Source organism: Streptomyces sp. NPDC048182, from assembly GCF_043202555.1.
In the GTDB taxonomy this organism is placed as follows: Bacteria; Actinomycetota; Actinomycetes; order Streptomycetales; family Streptomycetaceae; genus Streptomyces.
In genome coordinates this window covers 95,529-115,581 of the sequence record NZ_JBIDAQ010000011.1, presented here as the reverse complement: position 1 = coordinate 115,581, position 20,053 = coordinate 95,529, and the positions used below count along the sequence as shown (strand labels likewise).

The window sequence follows — 20,053 nt, the reverse complement described above, 5'->3', positions numbered from 1 at the left end:
GTCCTCAGTTGGAGCTGGTCGGGCCGCGGGTGAGGTCCGCGGCGGGCAGCGAGGGGAGGGAGCGCAGGATGGCCGTCTCCGAGCGCAGCAGCTTCAGCTCGTCGCGCAGGCGGGAGGCGGTGTCCGGGGACTGGAGGAGCCGCTGCTTCGTGGGGGTGTCCAGCATCATCGCCGCCGCGACCAGGTAGGAGACGACACCCGGCTCGTCGGGCAGCTCGGTGTCGCCCACCGAGCGCTCGCGGGCGCCGGCCAGGCGCTTCTGGTACTGCCGGAAGGAGCGCAGCACGCCCTCGGCCAGCGTGCCCGCCTCGTCGCCGGGCTCCTCGGACAGTGGCTCCAGCTCGGCGGTGAGGTACGGGCCCGAGGCGTCCACCGAGAGCAGCCGGACCCGGGTGGTGCCGGTGGCCAGGACCTCGAAGGTGCCGTCCGCCCGCTCCCGGATCGTCGCCGCGTCCGCCACGCAGCCCACCTTGTGGAACGCCTTGAGCGGGTCGGGGCCGAAGCCGGCGGCGGGGCCGCGTTCGGGGACGGCGGTGGGGTCGGGCATGCCGGGGGCGCTGGGGGCGACCTCGTGGCCGTCGCGGATCGCCACGACGGCGAAGCGGCGGGGGTCGTCCTCGGACGACTTGAGCAACTCGCGCATCATGGCGCGGTAGCGCTCCTCGAAGACCTCGAGTGGGAGCACCAGTCCCGGGAACAGCACGGCGTTCAGCGGGAAGAGGGGGAGACGGACGCTGGTCACGGTCCCGAAGCCTAATGGGCGACGGGGGCTGGGTGCCGGGGGGTGGGTGTCGCAGCCCGGCGCAACGGCGGCGACGGAGGGACTGACGGGGCTGCGACGCCCCAGGGGCGCGGGGTTGTGTCGATGTGCGGCTCCGCCGCGCGAGCGCGACCGGCCACGACGCACCCGCACCCGGCGATGTCACCCCCGGCGGAGCAACCGCGTGGCCCCCGCCGCCACCGTCGTCGCCAACGTCCAGCCCAGCAGGATCAGAGCCGTCGACAGCCACTGCCAGCCCCCACGGGGGTGCCACGCGTCGGTCTGGCCCAGGTCGATGACCGGGAGCAGCAGGTCCAGGGCGTACAGCGCCGGGTTCCAGTCGGGCTGGTCCGCGCCGGACGGCGAGGGCGCTCCCGCGCGGGCGAAGGCCACTGTGCCCGCCGCCCACAGCACCGCCATCCACACCGCCGCCCGCCCCGGCCGGTAGCCGTAGGCGACCGTCCAGTCCTGGGCGTACCCCACCAGCTTCGCGGCGACCGGCAGGCTCTCCCGCCGCCGCCGGTGCTTCGCGAGCAGCACCTCGCGGGCGTCCTCGTCCTCCCCGCCGGCCCGCAGCACCGCGGCCAGCCGCTCATAGGGCTCCGGGTGGTACTCGGCGGTCGCGGCGCCCACCCAGCGCAGCCGCTTGGCCAGCGGGAAGGGACCGCGCGGCACGAGGTTCTCGTAGGAGAAGCCGCCCATCTGGAGCCGGCCGGGGCCCGGCCAGCTGTCGGCGCGGTCCATCAGGTTGACCACCCGCGCCCCGGACAGCACCACCCGCCCCCGCACCGGCCGCTCGCCCAGGAAGCGCAGCTCCGGCGTCTGCACCCGGCGCAGCGACAGCTCCTGGTCGTCGGTGAAGGCGAACCGCGCGTGCTCCAGGTCGAGGGAGTCGCCGAACCGCCCGTCGTCCAGGCGCACCCCGCCCTGGCACTCGAAGCGCTGGATCCGCGTCCCCTCCGCCGGGGTGACGCCCCGCAGCAGCGGGCTGCCCAGACCGGCCGGGGTCAGGTACAGGGTCCGTTCCACCGTGAGCTGCGGCGCGTTCAGCGCGTGGCGCGTGTACGGGTTGAGCAGCCGGGCGCCGCGCAGGCTCAGCGACACCCCGACCTGGGCGCTGCGCAGGCTCACCTCGCCGTACGACTCCAGCATCTCGGCCTGGAGGTCCTGGCCCACGCTCAGCCCGTCCGCCGCGATGGACCGCCCGCTGCGGTCCCGGTGCACCACCGCCTGGTTCAGCAGCAGGTCGGTCCCTATCTGCGCGTCCGTCAGCCGTATCCCGCCGGGGAAGCGGGAGCGCGGCAGGTGCAGGTCGCCCTCCGTCTTCAGCCGGGCCCCCTCCAGGCGCGGAACCGCGCAGTCCACCAGGCGGGCGGTGGTGAACCGGGTCTCGGGCAGCACCACCTCCCGGTCGAACCGGCAGCCGCGCAGCTCGACGTACGGCTCCACGGTGCCGCCCGCCAGGTCAAGGGTGCCGCTGATCCGCACGCCCGCCAGCTTCAGCGCGGCCACCCGCCCCGACAGCGCCGACGGGCCGTCGAGCAGCAGCCGGCACACCACGCGGGCCCGCACGGTCCGCTCCGCGCCCCAGGGCTGCCCGCCGTGCGGATCGTCGGCCACGGCGTCCCCGGCCCGCAGGTCGTACAGGCTCCCGTCGCGGAACGCCTGCCACATGCCCGCCTCCACGGCGGTCAGGTCCTCCGGTAACTCCCCGTCACGGCGGGTGTCCTCTCCGGTCACAGCACTGCACCCTCTTCCCGGCTACTCGCCGGTGGTCACTCTTCGTACAGATGTTCTTGCCCACCCCGTGACGCTTTGAACATCCGGAGACACGCAAAGTGAAGAAGCTCGGATGCGGCCCGCCGCGTTCTGTATCAGCCATTGATACGCGCGAACGGCCGCCGAAGCGGGTCTGAGAGAATTGGACGCGTGATCTCCCGAATCGATCTGCGCGGCGACGCCCTCCCCGAGGGACCCGCCCTGCGCGACCTGCTGCCCCGAGCCGACTTCGACGTCTCGGCCGCCCTGGAGAAGGTGCGGCCGATCTGCGAGGACGTGCGTCATCGGGGCGACGCGGCGCTGATCGACTGCGCGGAGCGGTTCGACGGGGTCCGCCTCACCCAGGTCCGGGTGCCCGCCGAGGCGCTCACCCGCGCACTGGCCGAGCTGGACCCGGCCGTGCGCGCGGCGCTCGAGGAGTCCATCCGGCGCGCCCGCCTCGTGCACAGCGCCCAGCGCCGCGGCGAGCACACGACCCAGGTCGTGGCCGGCGGCACCGTCACCGAGAAGTGGGTGCCGGTCGAGCGGGTCGGGCTGTACGCGCCGGGCGGCCGCTCGGTCTACCCGTCCTCCGTGATCATGAACGTGGTCCCGGCGCAGGAGGCCGGCGTGGAGAGCGTCGCGCTCGCCTCCCCGGCCCAGGCCGACTTCGACGGCCTGCCGCACCCCACGATCCTCGCCGCCTGCGCCCTGCTCGGCGTGGACGAGGTGTACGCGGCCGGCGGCGCCACCGCCGTCGCGATGTTCGCGTACGGCACCGCGTCCTGCCCGCCCGCGAACATGGTCACCGGGCCCGGCAACATCTGGGTCGCCGCCGCCAAGCGCTACTTCACCGGGAAGATCGGCATCGACGCCGAGGCCGGCCCGACCGAGATCGCGATCCTCGCCGACGACACCGCCGACCCGGTGCACGTCGCCGCCGACCTGATCAGCCAGGCCGAGCACGACCCGCTCGCGGCGGCCGTCCTGGTCACCGACTCCGCCGAGCTCGCCGAGGCCGTCGAGAAGGAGCTGGCCCCGCAGGTCGAGGCCAGCAAGCACGTCGAGGAGCGCATCCGCCCCGCGCTGGCCGGCCGCCAGTCCGCGATCGTGCTGGTCGACGGCTTGGACGAGGGCCTCCGCGTGGTCGACGCCTACGGCGCCGAGCACCTGGAGATCCAGACCCGCGACGCCGCCGCCCTCGCCGCCCGGGTGAAGAACGCGGGCGCGGTCTTCGTCGGCCCCTGGGCGCCGGTCTCGCTCGGCGACTACGCGGCCGGCTCCAACCACGTGCTGCCCACCGGCGGCTGCGCCTGCCACTCCTCCGGCCTGTCCGTCCAGTCCTTCCTGCGCGGCATCCACATCGTCGACTACACGCGCGACGCGCTGGCCGACGTCGCGCACCACGTGGTGACGCTGGCGGAGGCGGAGGACCTGCCCGCGCACGGCGCGGCGATCAAGGCTCGGTTCGGATGGAAGGTGCCGGAGAGCAAGTGAGCGACACCACGATCGACGATCTCCCCGTCCGGGACGAGCTGCGCGGCAAGTCCCCCTACGGCGCGCCCCAGCTGGACGTGCCCGTACGCCTGAACACCAACGAGAACCCCTACCCGCTGCCCGAGGCCCTGGTCGAGCGGATCACCGAGCGGGTCCGCGAGGCCGCCCGCCACCTCAACCGCTACCCCGACCGGGACGCCGTCGAGCTGCGCACCGCGCTCGCCGCCTACCTCACCGACACCGCCGGGCACGAGGTCGGCCTCGCCAACGTCTGGGCGGCCAATGGCTCCAACGAGGTCATCCAGCAGCTGCTCCAGACCTTCGGCGGCCCAGGCCGCACCGCCATCGGCTTCGAGCCGTCGTACTCCATGCACGGCCTCATCGCGCGCGGCACCGGCACCGGCTGGATCTCCGGGCCGCGCCACGAGGACTTCACCATCGACGTGCCCGCCGCCGAGCGGGCCATCGCCGAGCACCGCCCGGACGTCGTCTTCGTCACCACCCCCAACAACCCCACCGGCACCGCCGTCCCGGCCGAGACGGTCGTCGCGCTGTACGAGGCCGCCCAGGCGGCCAAGCCGTCGATGGTCGTCGTGGACGAGGCGTACATCGAGTTCAGCCACGGCGACTCGCTGCTGCCGCTGCTGGCGGGCCGCCCGCACCTGGTGGTCTCGCGCACGATGTCGAAGGCGTTCGGCGCGGCCGGCCTGCGCCTGGGCTACCTCGCCGCGGCTCCGGCCGTCGTGGACGCCGTCCAGCTGGTCCGGCTGCCGTACCACCTGTCCGCCGTCACCCAGGCGACCGCGCTGGCCGCCCTGGAGCACACCGGCACCCTGCTCAAGTACGTCGAGCAGCTCAAGGGCGAGCGGGACCGGCTCGTCGCCGAACTGCGCGCCGCCGGCTACGAGGTGACCGAGTCCGACGCCAACTTCGTGCAGTTCGGCCGCTTCGAGGACGCCCACGCGGTGTGGCAGAAGATCCTCGACCACGGCGTGCTGGTCCGGGACAACGGCGTACCCGGCTGGCTGCGGGTCACCGCCGGCACCCCGGAAGAGAACGACGCGTTCCTCGACGCGGTCCGTCAGTTGAAGAAGGAGCAGAGCGCATGAGCCGCACCGGCCGCGTGGAGCGCACCACCAAGGAGACCTCCGTCCTGGTCGAGATCGACCTCGACGGCACCGGGAGGACCGACATCGCCACCGGCGTCGGCTTCTACGACCACATGCTCGACCAGCTCGGCCGGCACGGCCTGTTCGACCTCACCGTCAAGACCGAGGGCGACCTGCACATCGACTCCCACCACACCATCGAGGACTCCGCCCTCGCGCTGGGCGCCGCCTTCAAGCAGGCCCTCGGCGACAAGGTGGGCATCTACCGCTTCGGCAACTGCACGGTCCCGCTGGACGAGTCCCTCGCCCAGGTCACCGTCGACCTGTCCGGTCGCCCCTACCTCGTGCACACCGAGCCCGAGAAGATGGCGCCGATGATCGGCGAGTACGACACCACGATGACCCGGCACATCCTGGAGTCCTTCGTCGCCCAGGCCCAGATCGCGCTGCACGTGCACGTGCCCTACGGGCGCAACGCGCACCACATCGTGGAGTGCCAGTTCAAGGCCCTCGCCCGCGCCCTGCGCTACGCCTCCGAGCACGACCCGCGCGCGGCCGGCATCCTCCCGTCCACGAAGGGCGCGCTGTAAGCCATGAACGGGACGTCCACCGTACTGATCGTCGTCGGCCTGTTCTTCGTCGGCGGCATCATCTCCTTCGTCAAGCAGCAGATGCCCAAGGGCCTCATCGTGCTGCTCTCCATCGGCGCGGGCATGTGCCTGCTGGCCGGCGTGATGCGGCTGGAGGTGTGGAGTTGACGACGCCCGCCGGACACCCCGCCAAGCGGGTCGTCGTCTTCGACTACGGCTTCGGCAACGTCCGCTCCGCCGAACGCGCCCTCGCGCGCGCGGGCGCCGACGTCGAGATCACCCGCGACTTCGACACCGCGATGAACGCCGACGGCCTGCTCGTCCCCGGCGTCGGCGCCTTCGCCGCCTGCATGCGCGGCCTGAAGGAGGCGCGCGGCGACTGGATCGTGGACCGCCGCCTGGCCGGCGGGCGCCCGGTGATGGGCATCTGCGTCGGCATGCAGATCCTCTTCGCGCGCGGCATCGAGCACGGCGAGGAGGCCGAGGGCCTGGACGAGTGGCCCGGCACGGTCGGTCCGCTCAAGGCGGACGTCGTGCCGCACATGGGCTGGAACACCGTCGAGGCCCCGGCCGACTCGCAGCTCTTCGCCGGCCTGGACGCCGACGCGCGCTACTACTTCGTGCACTCCTACGCCGTCCACGACTGGACCCTCGAGACGGAGAACCCGGTCATCGCCGCGCCCAAGGTCACCTGGTCCCGGCACGGCGAGCCCTTCGTGGCCGCCGTGGAGAACGGCGCCCTGTGGGCCACCCAGTTCCACCCCGAGAAGTCCGGCGACGCCGGCGCCCAGCTCCTCACCAACTGGATCGAGACCCTGTAGATGAGCACGCTCGAACTCCTCCCCGCCGTCGACGTCCGCGACGGCCAGGCCGTCCGCCTCGTGCACGGCGAGTCCGGCACCGAGACCTCCTACGGCTCCCCCCTCGACGCCGCCCTCGCCTGGCAGCGGTCCGGCGCCGAGTGGCTGCACCTGGTCGACCTCGACGCGGCCTTCGGCACCGGGGACAACCGCGAGCTGATCGCCGAGGTCGCGAAGGCGATGGACATCAAGGTGGAGCTGTCCGGCGGCATCCGCGACGACGACACCCTCGCCGCCGCCCTCGCCACCGGCTGCACCCGCGTCAACCTGGGCACCGCCGCCCTGGAGACGCCCGACTGGGTCGCCAAGGTCATCGCCGAGCACGGCGACAAGATCGCCGTCGGCCTGGACGTGCGCGGCACCACCCTGCGCGGGCGCGGCTGGACCCGGGACGGCGGCGACCTCTACGGCACCCTGGAGCGCCTGAACCAGGAGGGCTGCGCCCGGTACGTGGTCACCGACATCGCCAAGGACGGCACCCTCCAGGGCCCCAACCTGGAGCTGCTGAGGAACGTCTGCGCCGCGACCGACCGCCCCGTCGTCGCCTCCGGCGGCGTCTCCTCCCTTGACGACCTGCGGGCCATCGCCGGACTCGTGCCCTCCGGTGTCGAGGGCGCCATCGTCGGGAAGGCCCTCTACGCGAAGGCGTTCACCCTCGAAGAGGCCCTGGAGGCGGTAGCCGGATGAGTGACGTACGCCGAGTGTCGTCCGGAGCGCCCTGGGAGGAGCGGTTCGGCTACTCCCGCGCCGTGGAGCTGCCCAACGGCCTGGTGCTGGTCTCGGGCTGCACGTCCGTGGTGGACGGGCAGATCGCCGGGGGCGGCCCCTACGACCAGGCGGTCAACTCCTTCACCGTCGCGCTGGACGCGCTCGCGCAACTGGGCCTCGGCCGCGAGGACGTCGTCCGCACCCGCATGTACATCACGCACGCCCGGGACGTGGAGGACGTCGGCCGCGCCCACAAGGAGCTGTTCGACACCGTCCGGCCCGCCTCGTCCATGATCATCGTCTCCGGTTTCATCGATCCCGGCCTGGTCGTCGAGGTCGAGGTGGAGGCGTTCCGAGGAGCTCCCGCATGACCCTGGCCGTACGCGTCATCCCCTGCCTGGACGTCGACGGCGGCCGGGTGGTCAAGGGGGTCAACTTCCAGAACCTGCGCGACGCGGGCGACCCGGTCGAGATGGCCAAGGTGTACGACGCCGAGGGCGCCGACGAGCTGACCTTCCTGGACATCACCGCCTCCTCGGGCGACCGGGAGACCACCTACGACGTGGTGCGCCGCACCGCCGAGCAGGTGTTCATCCCGCTGACCGTCGGCGGCGGCGTGCGCACCGCCGACGACGTGGACAAGCTGCTGCGGGCCGGCGCGGACAAGGTCGGCGTGAACACCGCCGCCATCGCCCGCCCCGACCTCATCCGGGAGATCGCCGAGCGGTTCGGCCGCCAGGTGCTCGTCCTGTCGGTGGACGCCCGCCGCACCGGGACCGGCTCCTTCGAGGTCACCACGCACGGCGGGCGCCGGGGCACCGGCATCGACGCCGTCGAGTGGGCGCACCGGGCCGCCGACCTCGGCGCGGGGGAGATCCTGCTCAACTCCATGGACGCGGACGGCACCAAGGACGGCTACGACCTGGAGATGCTCGCGGCCGTGCGGGCGCACGTCTCCGTGCCGGTCATCGCCTCCGGCGGCGCCGGCCGGCTCGACCACTTCGCGCCGGCCGTCGCCGCGGGCGCGGACGCGGTCCTGGCCGCCTCGGTCTTCCACTTCGGCGACCTGCGGATCGGCCAGGTCAAGGACACGCTGCGGGAGGCGGGGCACCCCGTCCGGTAGCGGCCGGCGGAGATGCGAAAGGAAAGTTGCGCAAAAACTGTTGCGCAACTTCTCCTCCGCGTCGTACGGTCCTGCCATGCCGAGCCAGGAGAACCGCTCCATCACCGATCTGGGCACGCTCAAGGCGCTCGCCCACCCGCTGCGCATGCGCCTCTACCGCGCCCTGTGCGTGTCGCGCACCGCGACCGCCTCCCACCTCGCCGACCAGGTCGACGAGGCCGTGTCCCTGGTCAGCTACCACCTGCGCAAGCTGGCCGAGCACGGCCTGGTGGAGGAGGCCGAGCCGCAGAGTGCGGACGGGCGGGAGCGCTGGTGGCAGCCCGCCTCGGAGGGCGTCAGCATCCGCGACGCGGACTTCCGCGACGCCCCCGAGCGCGCCGCCGCCCACATCGCCGCCACCCGGCTCTTCCACGAGCAGCGCGCCGACATGTACCGCCGCTACCTGGACGAGCGCCCGACCTGGGGGCCCGGGTGGAACTCCGCGGCGCCCGACAGCGAGGCGCTGCTGCGGCTGACCGCCGGGGAACTGGACGAGATGCGCGAGGAGTTGATCGCGCTGATGAACAAGTACGACGCTCTCGGCCGCGCCGCCGGCGACACCGAGGGGCGCGAGAACGTCGCCGTCCACGTCTACGGCTTCCCGTTCCGTGTCTGAGCACCTCGTGCCCGCGCCGGGCACCCTCACCGAAGCCGCCACCGCGGCCCCCGTCCCCGCCGCCGTACCGGCCCACCGGGACGGCAACGTACTGCGCTGGCTGGTCGCCTACACCGCCTCCATGCTGGGCGACAGCGTCTACTACATCGCCCTGTCCTGGGCCGCCGTGCAGGGCGGCTCGCCCGCCCAGGCCGGTGTCGTCACCGCCGTGAGCGCCCTGCCGCGCGCTCTGCTCATGCTCGGCGGCGGCGTGGTGGCCGACCGGCTCGGCCCGCGCAGGGTCGTCATCGGCAGCGACGCCGTCCGCTGCGCGGCGGTCCTCGCGGTCGCGGCGCTCGTCTTCACCGCCGACCCCGGGCTGTGGCTGCTCGCCGTCCTCGCCCTCGTCTTCGGCACGGTCGACGCGCTGTTCCTGCCCGCCGTGGGGGCGCTGCCCGCTCGGATCACCGGCCGGGACCAGCTGGCCCGGGTGCAGGGCCTGCGCGGCCTCGCCATCCGCTTCGCCTCAGTCGTGGGCGCCCCGCTCGGCGGCCTCGGCGTGGCGGCGGGCGGCGCGGCGACGGCCTTCGCGCTGGCCGGGGTGCTGATCGCGGTGTCGGTGCCGCTGCTGGTGTCCGTGCGGATGCGCGAGGTGCCACGCGGCGAGGCGCCCGCCGGGAAGGCCACCGCCTGGCGGGACCTGCGGGACGGGCTGCGGTACATCCGCGGCCACCGGGTGCTCGGGCCGCTGATGCTGGCCATCGCGCTCGGTGACCTCGGCTTCGTCGGTCCGCTCAACGTCGGTCTCACGCTGCTCGCGGACGAACGGGGCTGGGGTGCGCCCGGGGTCGGCTGGGTGCTGGCCGGCTTCGGCACGGGCGCCGGGGCGGCGGCCCTGCTGCTGGCCGTCCGGGGGCACCTGCCGCGCGCCGGGTACGTCGCCGCCGGCGCCATCCTGCCGGGCGCGGTCGCCATCGGCCTGCTGCCGCAGGCCCCGGGGCTCGTGACGGCTGTCGCCGACGCGGCGCTGATCGGGCTGCTGGCCGGGCTCAGCGGGGCGGTGTGCGGGGCGCTGCTCCAGACCACGGCGGACCCCGCCTACCTGGGCCGCGTGTCCTCGGTCGCCGGGATCGTCAGCTTGGGGCTGGCGCCGCTCAGCATGCCGGTGTCCGCCGCGGCGATCGGGGCGTGGGGGACGGGGCCGGTCTTCGCGGCGAGCGCGGCGGTCTGCGGGCTCGGGGGCGTCGTGGTCCTCTGCGCGCCACACCTGCGGCGGGCCGAGCTGCCCAGGTAGCTCCGGGGGGCGTGGCGCAGCCCGGCGCAGCGGGGTGCCTCCCCCAAGCTCTTCGAGCAGGGGGGACCCCCAGCGCCCACCCGTGCCGCCCCTAGCGGCACGACTGCCCGCAGCTACGCGGGCGGGGTGGGCGGCGGCTGAGCGGCCGACGTGACTGCGTGCCCTAGGGGCGCGGGGAACTGCGCGACCAGCCACGACGCAGCCCGCACCCGACCGCCGGCCTCACAGACCGAGCTGCTTCGAGCCGTGCAGCTTGGCGATCGCGTCCGGCTCCCCCTCCAGCTCCACCTTCGCCGCGCTCTGCCGGCCGAAGGCGAACATCAGCAGCTCGGACGGCTCGCCGGTCGCCGTCACCACCGGCGTGCCCCGGTGGGCGACCACGGTCTGGCCGTCCGAGCGGCGCAGCACGAGACCCGTCGGCACCCCGCGGCCGAGCAGCCGGGCGGTGCGCTCCAGGCGGGCCCACAGGGTGTCCTGGAAGACCGGGTCGAGCTCGCGCGGCGACCAGTCGGGCTGGGCCCGGCGCACGTCCTCGCCGTGCACGTAGAACTCCACCGTGTTCGCCGCCTCGTCCAGCTGCTTCACGGCGAACGGCGACAGGCGCGGCGGCCCGGTGCGGATCAGGTGCAGCAGCTCCTCGTACGGCTTCGCGCCGTACTCCTCCCGCACCCGGTCCAGGCGGGCGGCCAGCGGCTTGATGAACTGCCCGCCCGCCGCGTCCACCCGACGCTCGCGCAGCACCGCGTGCACCGCGAGGTCCCGGGTCCGCCACCCCTCGCACAGCGTCGGGGCGTCCGGACCCGCCGTCTCCAACAGGTCGGCGAAGAGAAGTCGTTCACGCTTGGCGAAGGTCGACATGCGTGCAGCTTACGACCGCGCCGCCGGTCCGCCCAGTGGACAACGCCGGGCAGCACCCGACCGGCGCGGCACAATGGGCGGCATGACCAGCAGCACCACCCCCACCCCCGGCCCGCTCGCCCCGGAACTCGCCGCGCGCCTCAAGCGCACGCCCGACGGCCTCCTGCCCGCCATCGCCCAGCAGTACGACACGGGCGAGGTGCTGATGCTCGGCTGGATGGACGACGAGGCGCTGCACCGCACGCTGACCACCGGCCGCTGCACCTACTGGTCGCGCAGCCGGGGGGAGTACTGGGTCAAGGGCGACACCTCCGGGCACGTCCAGTGGGTGAAGTCCGTCGCGCTGGACTGCGACGCCGACACCGTCCTGGTCAAGGTCGACCAGGTCGGCGCCGCCTGCCACACCGGCGCCCGCACCTGCTTCGACGCCGACGTGCTCCTGGCCGACGGCGAACCGGCCCGGGACCAGTCCCCGGCCCGGGATCAGTAAGGTCAGCCGCCATGGACCTCGACACCTTCCGCAAGCTCGCCGCCGACCGCCGGGTCGTCCCGGTCACCCGCAAGCTCCTCGCCGACGGCGACACCCCGGTCGCGCTGTACCGCAAGCTCGCCGCCGAGCGCCCCGGCACCTTCCTGCTGGAGTCGGCGGAGAACGGCCGGTCCTGGTCCCGGTACTCCTTCGTCGGGGTGCGCAGCTCCGCCACCCTGACCGAGCGCGGCGGCCAGGCGCACTGGCAGGGCGTCCCGCCCGTCGGCGTCCCCGTCGAGGGCGACCCGCTCGCCGCCCTGCGGGCCACTGTCGAGGCCCTGCACACCCCCCGCGACCTCGCCCACGACCTGGGCCTGCCGCCCTTCACCGGCGGCATGGTCGGCTACCTGGGCTACGACATCGTGCGCCGCCTGGAGAAGGTCGGCCCCGGCGAGCGGGACGACCTGAAGCTGCCCGAGCTGACCATGCTGCTCACCAGCGACCTCGCCGTCATGGACCACTGGGAGGGCTCGGTCTGGCTGATCGCCAACGCGATCAACCACAACGACCTGGAGACCGGCGTGGACGAGGCGTACGCCGACGCCGTGGCCCGCCTGGACGCCATGGAGGCCGACCTGTCCCGCGCGGTCGCCCAGCCGCCCGCCGCGCTGCCGCCCTCCGAGCTGCCCGAGTACACCGCGCTGTGGGGCGGCCCGGACTACCAGCGGGCCGTGGAGGACATCAAGGAGCGCATCCGGGCCGGCGAGGCATTCCAGGTCGTCCCCTCCCAGCGCTTCGAGACCCCGTGCACCGCGAGCGCGCTCGACGTCTACCGGGTGCTGCGCGCCACCAACCCCTCCCCGTACATGTACCTCTTCCGCCTCGACGGCTTCGACGTGGTCGGCTCCTCCCCGGAGGCGCTGGTCAAGGTGGAGGACGGCCGGGCCATGGTGCACCCCATCGCCGGCACCCGGCACCGCGGGGCCACCCCGCAGCAGGACCAGGCCCTCGCCGAAGAGCTGCTCGCCGACCCCAAGGAGCGCGCCGAGCACCTCATGCTGGTCGACCTGGGCCGCAACGACCTGGGGCGGGTCTGCGAGCCCGGCTCGGTGGAGGTCGTGGACTTCATGTCCGTCGAGCGGTACTCGCACGTCATGCACATCGTCTCGACGGTCACCGGCCGCGTCGCCGCGGGCCGCACCGCCTTCGACGTCCTCACCGCCTGCTTCCCGGCCGGCACCCTCTCCGGCGCCCCGAAGCCCCGCGCCCTGCAGATCATCGACGAACTCGAACCCTCCCGGCGCGGCCTGTACGGCGGCTGCGTCGGCTACCTCGACTTCGCCGGCGACTCCGACACCGCCATCGCCATCCGCACCGCCCTGCTGCGCGACGGCACCGCCTACGTGCAGGCCGGCGCCGGGGTGGTCGCCGACTCCGACCCGGTCGCCGAGGACACCGAGTGCCGCAACAAGGCGGCGGCGGTGCTGCGCGCGGTGCACACGGCGAACCGGCTCCGATAGGACGCTTCTCACGTCCCGCGTCCCGCCCCCGGGTGCCGTGCCGCCCGGGGTTGGGGCGATAGTGGAGTACGTGACTGCCGTACCTCACCCCCGTACCCCCGCCGCGGAACCCGCGCGGACCGGCCGCCGGAGCCTGGCCTTCGCCCTGCTGTGCGGCGCGCTCGGCGCGGCCGTCACCCTGCTGGCGACCCGGCAGGAGTGGGCGTCGGGCACCGCGTCCGTCGCCGGCGGCGCCTTCCCGCTCTCCGTCAAGGGCAGCGACGTCACCGGCGTCCCGGCCGCGCTCGCCATAGTGGGCCTGGCCGCGCTGGTCGCCGTCTTCGCCGTGCGCCGGGCCGGCCGCCTCGCCGTGTCCGCGCTGCTCGCGCTGAGCGGCGCCGGCACCGTCGCCGCCGCCCTGGCCGGCGCCTCCGGGGACGCCGCCCTGGACGAGGAGGCGGCCCGCGCCGCCGGCGACACCTCGGCCACCGTGGCCGGCCTCACCCACACGGCCTGGCCCTACGCCACCGCCGTCGGCGGCGCCCTGCTGCTGGTCGCCGGGCTGCTCGCCCTCCGCTACGGCCGGCGCTGGCCCGCCATGTCCGGCCGCTACGACCGCGCCGGCGCCCCCCGCCCGCGCCGCGCCCCGGCCGTCGACCCGGACCGCCCGGAGGACCTGTGGAAGGCCCTGGACCGGGGCGAGGACCCGACCGGGGCGTAGGTTCGCCCGTCCGGCCCTGGGCACTCGGTGACCCCCGGTCACGGCGCGGGTGCCGGTGCGGGACAATGAGCCGGAGCGTCCTGCTCAGACAGGCACAAGCGCACACAGCAACGAGGAGCAAGCAATGTCGGGCAGCAGCCACGGTCACACCCCGGCCGCCTGGACCGGTGTCATCATCGTCTTCATCGGTTTCTGCATCGCGGGCATGTTCATGGTCCTCGCGCAGCCGGCGGGCTTCTGGGCCGGCATCGGCGTCATCCTCCTCGGCGGTGCCGTCGGCGCGGCCATGCGCATGATGGGCATGGGCCAGCCCAAGGAGGAGCACCAGCCGCACCAGCTGACCGGCGAGCAGAAGCCCGTCGCCGCCAAGGGCTGACGCCCCCACCGCACGCGAAGGGGCGGCCCGGCACGCAGGTGCCAGGGCCGCCCCTTCGCGTGCGGTCACGACCGGTGCGGGGGAGAATGCGGGGCGTGGACGCCCAGCCCCTGCCCCCGGTGCGCACGCGCACCGCGACCCGCTTCGCCGCGACCCGCCTCGCCGTCCCCGCCGGGCTGCTCGCCGCCGTCGCGGGCGCCTTCGCCTACGTCGGACGCGTGGACCCCAACGAGCCCGGCCACTACCCGGTCTGCCCCCTGTTCCGCCTCACCGGCCTGTACTGCCCCGGCTGCGGCGGCCTGCGCAGCGCCCACGCCGTGGCCCACGGCGACCTGATGACCGCCCTGCACGCCAACGCCGCCGCGGTCCTCGGCTACACGGCCCTCGCCGCGCTGTGGACCGTCTGGGTGGTCCGCGCGGCCCGCGGTCGCCCGCTGCGCCTGAGCCTCGGACCGGCCCATCTCTGGGTCCTGGGGACATTGCTGCTGGTCTTCACGGTTGTCCGGAACCTGCCGTTCGGTGGCTGGCTCGTCCCTTGATCATCCGATGAACGTCCAGGTAGTGGGACCGGCGTCAACCGGATGCGGGCCCCGCGCCCCGCTGCGGATACCATCGCAGTGACCACAGGTTTTGCCGTCCGGAAAGGGGACCGCTCGCGTGAGTGTGCTCGACGAGATCATCGACGGAGTCCGTGCCGACCTCGCGGAGCGGCAGGCGCGCGTGAGCCTCGACGAACTCAAGGAGCGCGCGGCCAAGGCCCCCGCCGCCAAGGACGGTGCCGCCGCGCTGCGCGGTGACGGCGTCAAGGTCATCTGCGAGGTCAAGCGGTCCAGCCCCTCCAAGGGCGCGCTGGCCGCCATCGCCGACCCGGCCGCCCTCGCCGCGGACTACGAGGCGGGCGGCGCCGCCGTCATCTCCGTCCTCACCGAGCAGCGCCGCTTCGGCGGCTCGCTGGCCGACCTGGAGGCCGTCCGCGCCCGGGTCGACATCCCCGTCCTGCGCAAGGACTTCATCGTCACCTCGTACCAGCTGTGGGAGGCCCGGGCCTACGGCGCCGACCTCGCCCTGCTCATCGTCGCCGCCCTCGACCAGCCGGCCCTGGAGTCGCTGATCGAGCGCGCCCACTCCATCGGGCTCACCCCGCTGGTCGAGGTGCACGACGAGGACGAGGTCGAGCGCGCGGTGGACGCCGGCGCCAAGGTGATCGGCATCAACGCGCGCAACCTCAAGACCCTCGAGGTCGACCGCGGCACCTTCGAGCGGGTCGCCCCGGAGATCCCGGCCGGCATCGTCCGGATCGCCGAGTCCGGCGTCCGCGGCCCGCACGACCTGATCGCCTACGCCAACGAGGGCGCCGACGCGGTCCTGGTCGGCGAGTCCCTCGTCACCGGCCGCGACCCCAAGACGGCCGTCGCCGACCTGGTCGCCGCGGGCGAACACCCGGCCCTGCGCCACGGCCGCTAGGCTGACCCCGATGACGCCCTTGCCGACCCTCGCCACCAGGGACCCGTACGCCCGCCTCGCGCGCGGCTGCCGTCCCCGTGGCTGCCGCGCCCCCGCGCGCAGGATCCACGGCCGCAGGGTGCGCTACGTCATCGGAGACGAACCAGGCCAGGTAAACGGACGGCGATGGCGATGCCCCAGGGGCGCGGGGAACTGCGCGACCAGCCCCAACGGGCCCGCAGCCGTCTGACAACCCCCGCCCCCACGGCGTTTCGATCCCACCGAAAACCCACCGTGAGGCACACACATGCCCAGCCAGTTCTTCCTCCCCGACCCGGAGGGTCAAACCCCCAGCCCCGAAGGCTACTTCGGGGCGTACGGCGGCAAGTTCATCCCGGAGGCCCTCGTCGCCGCCGTGGACGAGGTCGCCGTCGAGTACGACAAGGCCAAGTCCGACCCGGAGTTCGCCCGCGAGCTGGACGACCTCCTGGTCCACTACACCGGCCGCCCCAGCGCCCTCACCGAGGTCCCCCGGTTCGCCGAGCACGCCGGCGGCGCGCGGATCTTCCTCAAGCGCGAGGACCTGAACCACACCGGCTCCCACAAGATCAACAACGTCCTCGGCCAGGCCCTGCTCACCCGCCGCATGGGCAAGACCCGCGTGATCGCCGAGACCGGCGCCGGACAGCACGGCGTGGCCACGGCCACCGCCTGCGCGCTGTTCGGCCTGGAGTGCACGATCTACATGGGCGAGATCGACACCCAGCGCCAGGCCCTGAACGTGGCCCGGATGCGGATGCTCGGCGCCGAGGTCATCGCGGTGAAGTCCGGCAGCCGCACCCTCAAGGACGCCATCAACGAGGCGTTCCGCGACTGGGTCGCCAACGTCGACCGCACCCACTACCTCTTCGGCACCGTCGCCGGACCGCACCCCTTCCCGGCGATGGTCCGCGACTTCCACCGCGTCATCGGCGTCGAGGCCCGCCGGGAGATCCTGGAGCGCGCCGGACGCCTCCCGGACGCCGCCGTGGCCTGCGTGGGCGGCGGCTCCAACGCCATCGGCCTCTTCCACGCCTTCATCCCCGACACCGGCGTCCGCCTCGTCGGCTGCGAGCCCGCCGGGCACGGCGTGGAGACCGGCGAGCACGCGGCCACCCTGACCGCGGGCGAGCCCGGCATCCTGCACGGCTCCCGGTCCTACGTCCTCCAGGACGACGAGGGCCAGATCACCGAGCCGTACTCGATCTCGGCCGGCCTGGACTACCCCGGCATCGGCCCCGAGCACGCCCACCTCAAGGACACCGGCCGCGGCGAGTACCGGGCGGTCACCGACGACGCGGCCATGCAGGCGCTGCGCCTGCTCTCCCGCACCGAGGGCATCATCCCGGCCATCGAGAGCGCCCACGCGCTGGCCGGCGCCCTGGAGGTCGGCAAGGAGCTGGGCCCGGAGGGGCTGATCGTGGTCAACCTCTCCGGCCGCGGTGACAAGGACATGGACACCGCCGCCCGGTACTTCGGGCTGTACGACACCGACGCCGAGGTCGCCGCCGACGAGGCAGGGCGCACCGCCGAGATCGAGGGGGACGCCAAGTGAGCGGGAACGTACGGCTGCTGGACGACACCCTCGCCGCCGCCAGGAGCGAGGGCCGCGCCGCCCTCATCGCCTACCTCCCGGCCGGCTTCCCGACCGTCGACGGCGGCATCGAGGCGGTCAAGGCCGCCATCGACGGCGGCGCCGACGTCGTCGAGGTCGGCCTGCCGCACAGCGACCCCGTCCTGGACGGCCCGGTCATCCAGACCGCCGACGACATCGCCCTGCGCGGCGGCGTGAAGATCGCCGACGTGATGCGCACGGTCCGCGAGGCGCACGCCGCCACCGGCAAGCCGATCCTCGTCATGACGTACTGGAACCCCATCGACCGCTACGGCGTGGAGCGCTTCACCGCCGAGCTGGCCGAGGCGGGCGGCGCCGGGTGCATCCTGCCCGACCTGCCGGTCCAGGAGTCGGCGCTGTGGCGCGAGCACGCCGAGAAGCACGGGCTCGCCACGGTCTTCGTGGTCGCGCCCAGCAGCCGGGACGCCCGGCTCGCGGAGATCACCGCGGCCGGCAGCGGCTTCGTCTACGCGGCCTCCCTGATGGGCGTCACCGGCACCCGCGCCTCGGTCAGCTCGCAGGCCGAGGACCTGGTCCGGCGCACCCGCGCCACCACCGGCACCCCGGTCTGCGTCGGGCTCGGCGTCTCCGACGCCCGGCAGGCCGCCGAGGTGGCCCGGTTCGCCGACGGCGTGATCGTCGGCTCCGCCTTCGTCAAGCGGATGCTGGACGCGCCGGACGAGGCGGCCGGCCTCGCCGCGGTCCGCGAGCTGGCCGGTGACCTGGCCAAGGGCGTGCGCGGGGACGTCTAGCGAACGGCGCGGGTCCCTCGTACGGGTGGACCTGGAACCGGGGAGGCGCTCAGCGCCTCCCCGGTTCGTTTGGCGGGTGTGAGCGAGAAGAACCGTGACGGAAAGCGCACCGCCCGCGAGCGGCTGGCGGACGAGCGCGAGAAGCAGAAGTCCAGGGACAAGCGCCGCCGCGCCCTGATCGTGGGTGCGAGCACGGTCTGCGTCCTGGGCCTCGCGGCGGTGATCGGCGTGGTCGCCGCCAACGCCGGCAAGGACGACGGCAGCGAGTCGGCGGGCCCGATCGTCGCCCCCTCGGGCGCCCAAGGCAAGGACAGCCTGGCGATCCCGGTCGGCAAGGAGAGCGCCAAGTCCACGCTCACCGTCTGGGAGGACTTCCGCTGCCCGGCCTGCCGGGCCTTCGAGCTGGCCTACCGGGACACGATCCACGAGCTGACGAAGGCCGGGCAGCTCAAGGTCGAGTACCACCTGGCCACCCTCATCGACGGCAACATGGGCGGCACCGGCTCCCGCAAGGCCGCCAACGCCGCCGCCTGCGCCCAGGACGCCGGCAAGTTCCCGAAGTACCACGACGTCCTGTACGACAACCAGCCCCCGGAGACGGAGGACGGCTTCGCCGACGAGGACAAGCTGATCGACCTCGCCGGCAAGGTCGAGGGCCTGGACTCCACCCTCTTCCAGGAGTGCGTCGAGGGCGGCAAGCACAACAGCTGGGTGGAGAAGTCCAACGCGGCCTTCCGCAGCGGCGGCTTCAGCGGCACCCCGACCGTCCTGCTCGACGGCAAGAACATCTACCAGGACCGCAGCATGACCCCGCCGAAGCTGAAGAAGCTGGTGGAGGACGCCAACGGTTAGCACCGGGGAGCCCGACGGGACCCGCCCGTTACGGACCCGTAGCCGGGTTGCCCGCCGCGGGTCCGGCCCGACACGGTAGCGTCGACACTGCCATGGAACTTGCCTTCATTCCCAGCCCGTCGCGCGGGGTGTATCACCTCGGACCCATCCCGCTGCGCGGCTACGCCTTCTGCATCATCATCGGCGTCTTCATCGCCGTCTGGCTCGGCAACAAGCGCTGGGTCGCCCGCGGCGGGCGGGCCGGCACGGTGGCCGACATCGCGGTCTGGGCCGTTCCCTTCGGCCTCGTCGGCGGCCGGCTCTACCACGTGATCACGGACTACGAGCTGTACTTCAGCGACGGCCGTGACTGGGTGGACGCCTTCAAGATCTGGGAGGGCGGCCTCGGCATCTGGGGCGCCATCGCGCTCGGCGCGCTCGGCGCCTGGATCGGCGCCCGGCGCCGCGGCATCCCGCTGCCCGCCTACGCCGACGCCGTCGCCCCCGGCATCGCCCTCGCGCAGGCCGCGGGGCGCTGGGGCAACTGGTTCAACCAGGAGCTGTACGGACGGGCCACCGACCTGCCCTGGGCGCTGAAGATCACCGCCACGACCGACGGCCGCGAGCCCGGCACCTACCACCCGACCTTCCTCTACGAGTCGCTGTGGTGCATCGGCGTCGCCCTGCTGGTCATCTGGGCCGACCGCCGCTTCCGGCTCGGCCACGGCCGCGCCTTCGCCCTGTACGTCGCCTCGTACTGCGCGGGCCGGTTCTGGATCGAGTACATGCGCGTCGACGACGCCCACCACATCCTCGGCCTGCGGCTCAACAACTGGACGGCGCTGCTCGTCTTCCTGCTCGCCGTGGTCTACATGGTGGTGTCGGCGCGCAAGCGGCCGGGCCGGGAGACCGAGATCGAGCCGGGTGTCTCCGACGGTGCGAAGGAGGCCGGCGCCGGGGAGGCCGTACCCGAGGAGGAGGCCGCACCCGAGGGGAAGGCGTCGCCGGACGCCGAACCCGAGGGCAAGGCCGACACCGAGGTGACCGACGGGGACGAAGTGACGAACGGGGCCGGGTCGGCCAAGAAGAGCTGACGGGTCGGCGGGCGCGCCCGCAC

The 20,053-nt window shown here is 73.7% G+C and carries 24 protein-coding genes; 21 read left to right on the top strand and 3 right to left on the bottom strand.

Features of this window, described 5'->3' with window-relative positions:
* Positions 1-4 precede the first annotated feature (4 nt).
* Entirely contained in the window at positions 5-742 is a 738-nt protein-coding gene (locus tag ACGFZL_RS21805) for an LON peptidase substrate-binding domain-containing protein (protein ID WP_393693934.1), read from the bottom strand.
* Positions 743-922: 180 nt separating this feature from the next.
* Positions 923-2,500, bottom strand: a complete 1,578-nt coding sequence (locus ACGFZL_RS21800; RefSeq protein WP_393693932.1) for an oxidoreductase — start codon at positions 2,498-2,500, stop codon at positions 923-925.
* 189 nt (positions 2,501-2,689) lie between these two features.
* On the opposite strand from ACGFZL_RS21800, the gene hisD reads away from it, so the two are divergent.
* From hisD to ACGFZL_RS21750, 10 genes are all read left to right on the top strand, one after another.
* Positions 2,690-4,015: a histidinol dehydrogenase gene (hisD, locus tag ACGFZL_RS21795; protein WP_393693930.1), complete on the top strand. Its 1,326-nt coding sequence runs from the start codon at positions 2,690-2,692 to the stop codon at positions 4,013-4,015.
* Complete coding sequence (locus ACGFZL_RS21790) at positions 4,012-5,124, top strand: histidinol-phosphate transaminase (RefSeq protein WP_393693928.1); 1,113 nt, start codon at positions 4,012-4,014, stop codon at positions 5,122-5,124. Before hisD ends, ACGFZL_RS21790 begins: the two co-directional genes overlap by 4 nt.
* Entirely contained in the window at positions 5,121-5,714 is a 594-nt protein-coding gene (gene hisB, locus ACGFZL_RS21785) for an imidazoleglycerol-phosphate dehydratase HisB (RefSeq protein ID WP_355176090.1), read from the top strand. Before ACGFZL_RS21790 ends, hisB begins: the two co-directional genes overlap by 4 nt.
* A 3-nt stretch (positions 5,715-5,717) precedes the next feature.
* A complete protein-coding gene (locus tag ACGFZL_RS21780; RefSeq protein WP_355176089.1) occupies positions 5,718-5,882 on the top strand; it encodes a hypothetical protein in 165 nt (54 codons plus the stop codon).
* A complete protein-coding gene (hisH, locus tag ACGFZL_RS21775) occupies positions 5,879-6,535 on the top strand; it encodes an imidazole glycerol phosphate synthase subunit HisH (protein ID WP_393693925.1) in 657 nt (218 codons plus the stop codon). Before ACGFZL_RS21780 ends, hisH begins: the two co-directional genes overlap by 4 nt.
* Positions 6,536-7,261 carry a bifunctional 1-(5-phosphoribosyl)-5-((5-phosphoribosylamino)methylideneamino)imidazole-4-carboxamide isomerase/phosphoribosylanthranilate isomerase PriA gene (gene priA / locus ACGFZL_RS21770; RefSeq protein WP_355176087.1) on the top strand — a complete coding sequence of 242 codons (726 nt, stop codon included), beginning with the start codon at positions 6,536-6,538 and terminating at the stop codon, positions 7,259-7,261. It abuts the gene before it with no gap.
* The gene (locus ACGFZL_RS21765) at positions 7,258-7,653 is read left to right on the top strand and encodes a RidA family protein (protein WP_393693923.1); all 396 of its coding nucleotides are present in this window, start codon (positions 7,258-7,260) and stop codon (positions 7,651-7,653) included. Before priA ends, ACGFZL_RS21765 begins: the two co-directional genes overlap by 4 nt.
* Positions 7,650-8,405, top strand: coding sequence for an imidazole glycerol phosphate synthase subunit HisF (hisF, locus tag ACGFZL_RS21760; RefSeq protein WP_393693921.1), 756 nt, complete (start codon positions 7,650-7,652; stop codon positions 8,403-8,405). The genes ACGFZL_RS21765 and hisF overlap by 4 nt, the downstream gene beginning before the upstream one ends.
* Positions 8,406-8,481: 76 nt before the next feature.
* Positions 8,482-9,060: an ArsR/SmtB family transcription factor gene (locus ACGFZL_RS21755; protein ID WP_393693919.1), complete on the top strand. Its 579-nt coding sequence runs from the start codon at positions 8,482-8,484 to the stop codon at positions 9,058-9,060.
* Positions 9,053-10,333, top strand: coding sequence for an MFS transporter (locus ACGFZL_RS21750; RefSeq protein ID WP_393693917.1), 1,281 nt, complete (start codon positions 9,053-9,055; stop codon positions 10,331-10,333). Before ACGFZL_RS21755 ends, ACGFZL_RS21750 begins: the two co-directional genes overlap by 8 nt.
* A 222-nt stretch (positions 10,334-10,555) precedes the next feature.
* On the opposite strand, the gene ACGFZL_RS21745 is transcribed toward ACGFZL_RS21750, so the two are convergent.
* Positions 10,556-11,191, bottom strand: coding sequence for a TIGR03085 family metal-binding protein (locus ACGFZL_RS21745; RefSeq protein ID WP_393693915.1), 636 nt, complete (start codon positions 11,189-11,191; stop codon positions 10,556-10,558).
* Between the two features lie 73 nt (positions 11,192-11,264).
* Here ACGFZL_RS21745 and hisI point away from each other — a divergent pair, with 73 nt between their 5' ends.
* The 11 genes from hisI to lgt all read left to right on the top strand — a co-directional run bounded on the left by hisI (position 11,265) and on the right by lgt (position 20,030).
* On the top strand, positions 11,265-11,681 hold the full coding sequence (hisI, locus tag ACGFZL_RS21740) for a phosphoribosyl-AMP cyclohydrolase (protein WP_393694109.1): 417 nt from the start codon (positions 11,265-11,267) through the stop codon (positions 11,679-11,681).
* A gap of 11 nt (positions 11,682-11,692) precedes the next feature.
* Positions 11,693-13,180 (top strand): anthranilate synthase component I, encoded by a 1,488-nt coding sequence (locus tag ACGFZL_RS21735; RefSeq protein ID WP_393693913.1) that lies wholly within the window; start codon positions 11,693-11,695, stop codon positions 13,178-13,180.
* Positions 13,181-13,241: 61 nt separating this feature from the next.
* Positions 13,242-13,880, top strand: a complete 639-nt coding sequence (locus tag ACGFZL_RS21730) for a TIGR02234 family membrane protein (protein WP_355176080.1) — start codon at positions 13,242-13,244, stop codon at positions 13,878-13,880.
* A gap of 124 nt (positions 13,881-14,004) precedes the next feature.
* Positions 14,005-14,256 (top strand): HGxxPAAW family protein, encoded by a 252-nt coding sequence (locus ACGFZL_RS21725; protein WP_355176079.1) that lies wholly within the window; start codon positions 14,005-14,007, stop codon positions 14,254-14,256.
* An 86-nt stretch (positions 14,257-14,342) separates the two neighbouring features.
* Positions 14,343-14,795, top strand: coding sequence for a DUF2752 domain-containing protein (locus ACGFZL_RS21720; protein WP_393693910.1), 453 nt, complete (start codon positions 14,343-14,345; stop codon positions 14,793-14,795).
* 118 nt (positions 14,796-14,913) lie between these two features.
* Positions 14,914-15,720, top strand: coding sequence for an indole-3-glycerol phosphate synthase TrpC (gene trpC, locus ACGFZL_RS21715; protein WP_393693908.1), 807 nt, complete (start codon positions 14,914-14,916; stop codon positions 15,718-15,720).
* Between the two features lie 10 nt (positions 15,721-15,730).
* Positions 15,731-15,949 (top strand): tryptophan biosynthesis modulator TrpM, encoded by a 219-nt coding sequence (trpM, locus tag ACGFZL_RS21710; RefSeq protein WP_393693906.1) that lies wholly within the window; start codon positions 15,731-15,733, stop codon positions 15,947-15,949.
* A gap of 57 nt (positions 15,950-16,006) precedes the next feature.
* Entirely contained in the window at positions 16,007-17,293 is a 1,287-nt protein-coding gene (trpB, locus tag ACGFZL_RS21705) for a tryptophan synthase subunit beta (RefSeq protein ID WP_393693904.1), read from the top strand.
* Positions 17,290-18,105, top strand: coding sequence for a tryptophan synthase subunit alpha (gene trpA, locus ACGFZL_RS21700; protein ID WP_393693902.1), 816 nt, complete (start codon positions 17,290-17,292; stop codon positions 18,103-18,105). Before trpB ends, trpA begins: the two co-directional genes overlap by 4 nt.
* Positions 18,106-18,183: 78 nt before the next feature.
* Complete coding sequence (locus tag ACGFZL_RS21695; RefSeq protein ID WP_393693900.1) at positions 18,184-18,957, top strand: thioredoxin domain-containing protein; 774 nt, start codon at positions 18,184-18,186, stop codon at positions 18,955-18,957.
* A gap of 92 nt (positions 18,958-19,049) precedes the next feature.
* Positions 19,050-20,030 carry a prolipoprotein diacylglyceryl transferase gene (gene lgt, locus ACGFZL_RS21690; protein ID WP_393693898.1) on the top strand — a complete coding sequence of 327 codons (981 nt, stop codon included), beginning with the start codon at positions 19,050-19,052 and terminating at the stop codon, positions 20,028-20,030.
* Positions 20,031-20,053: the final 23 nt, after the last annotated feature.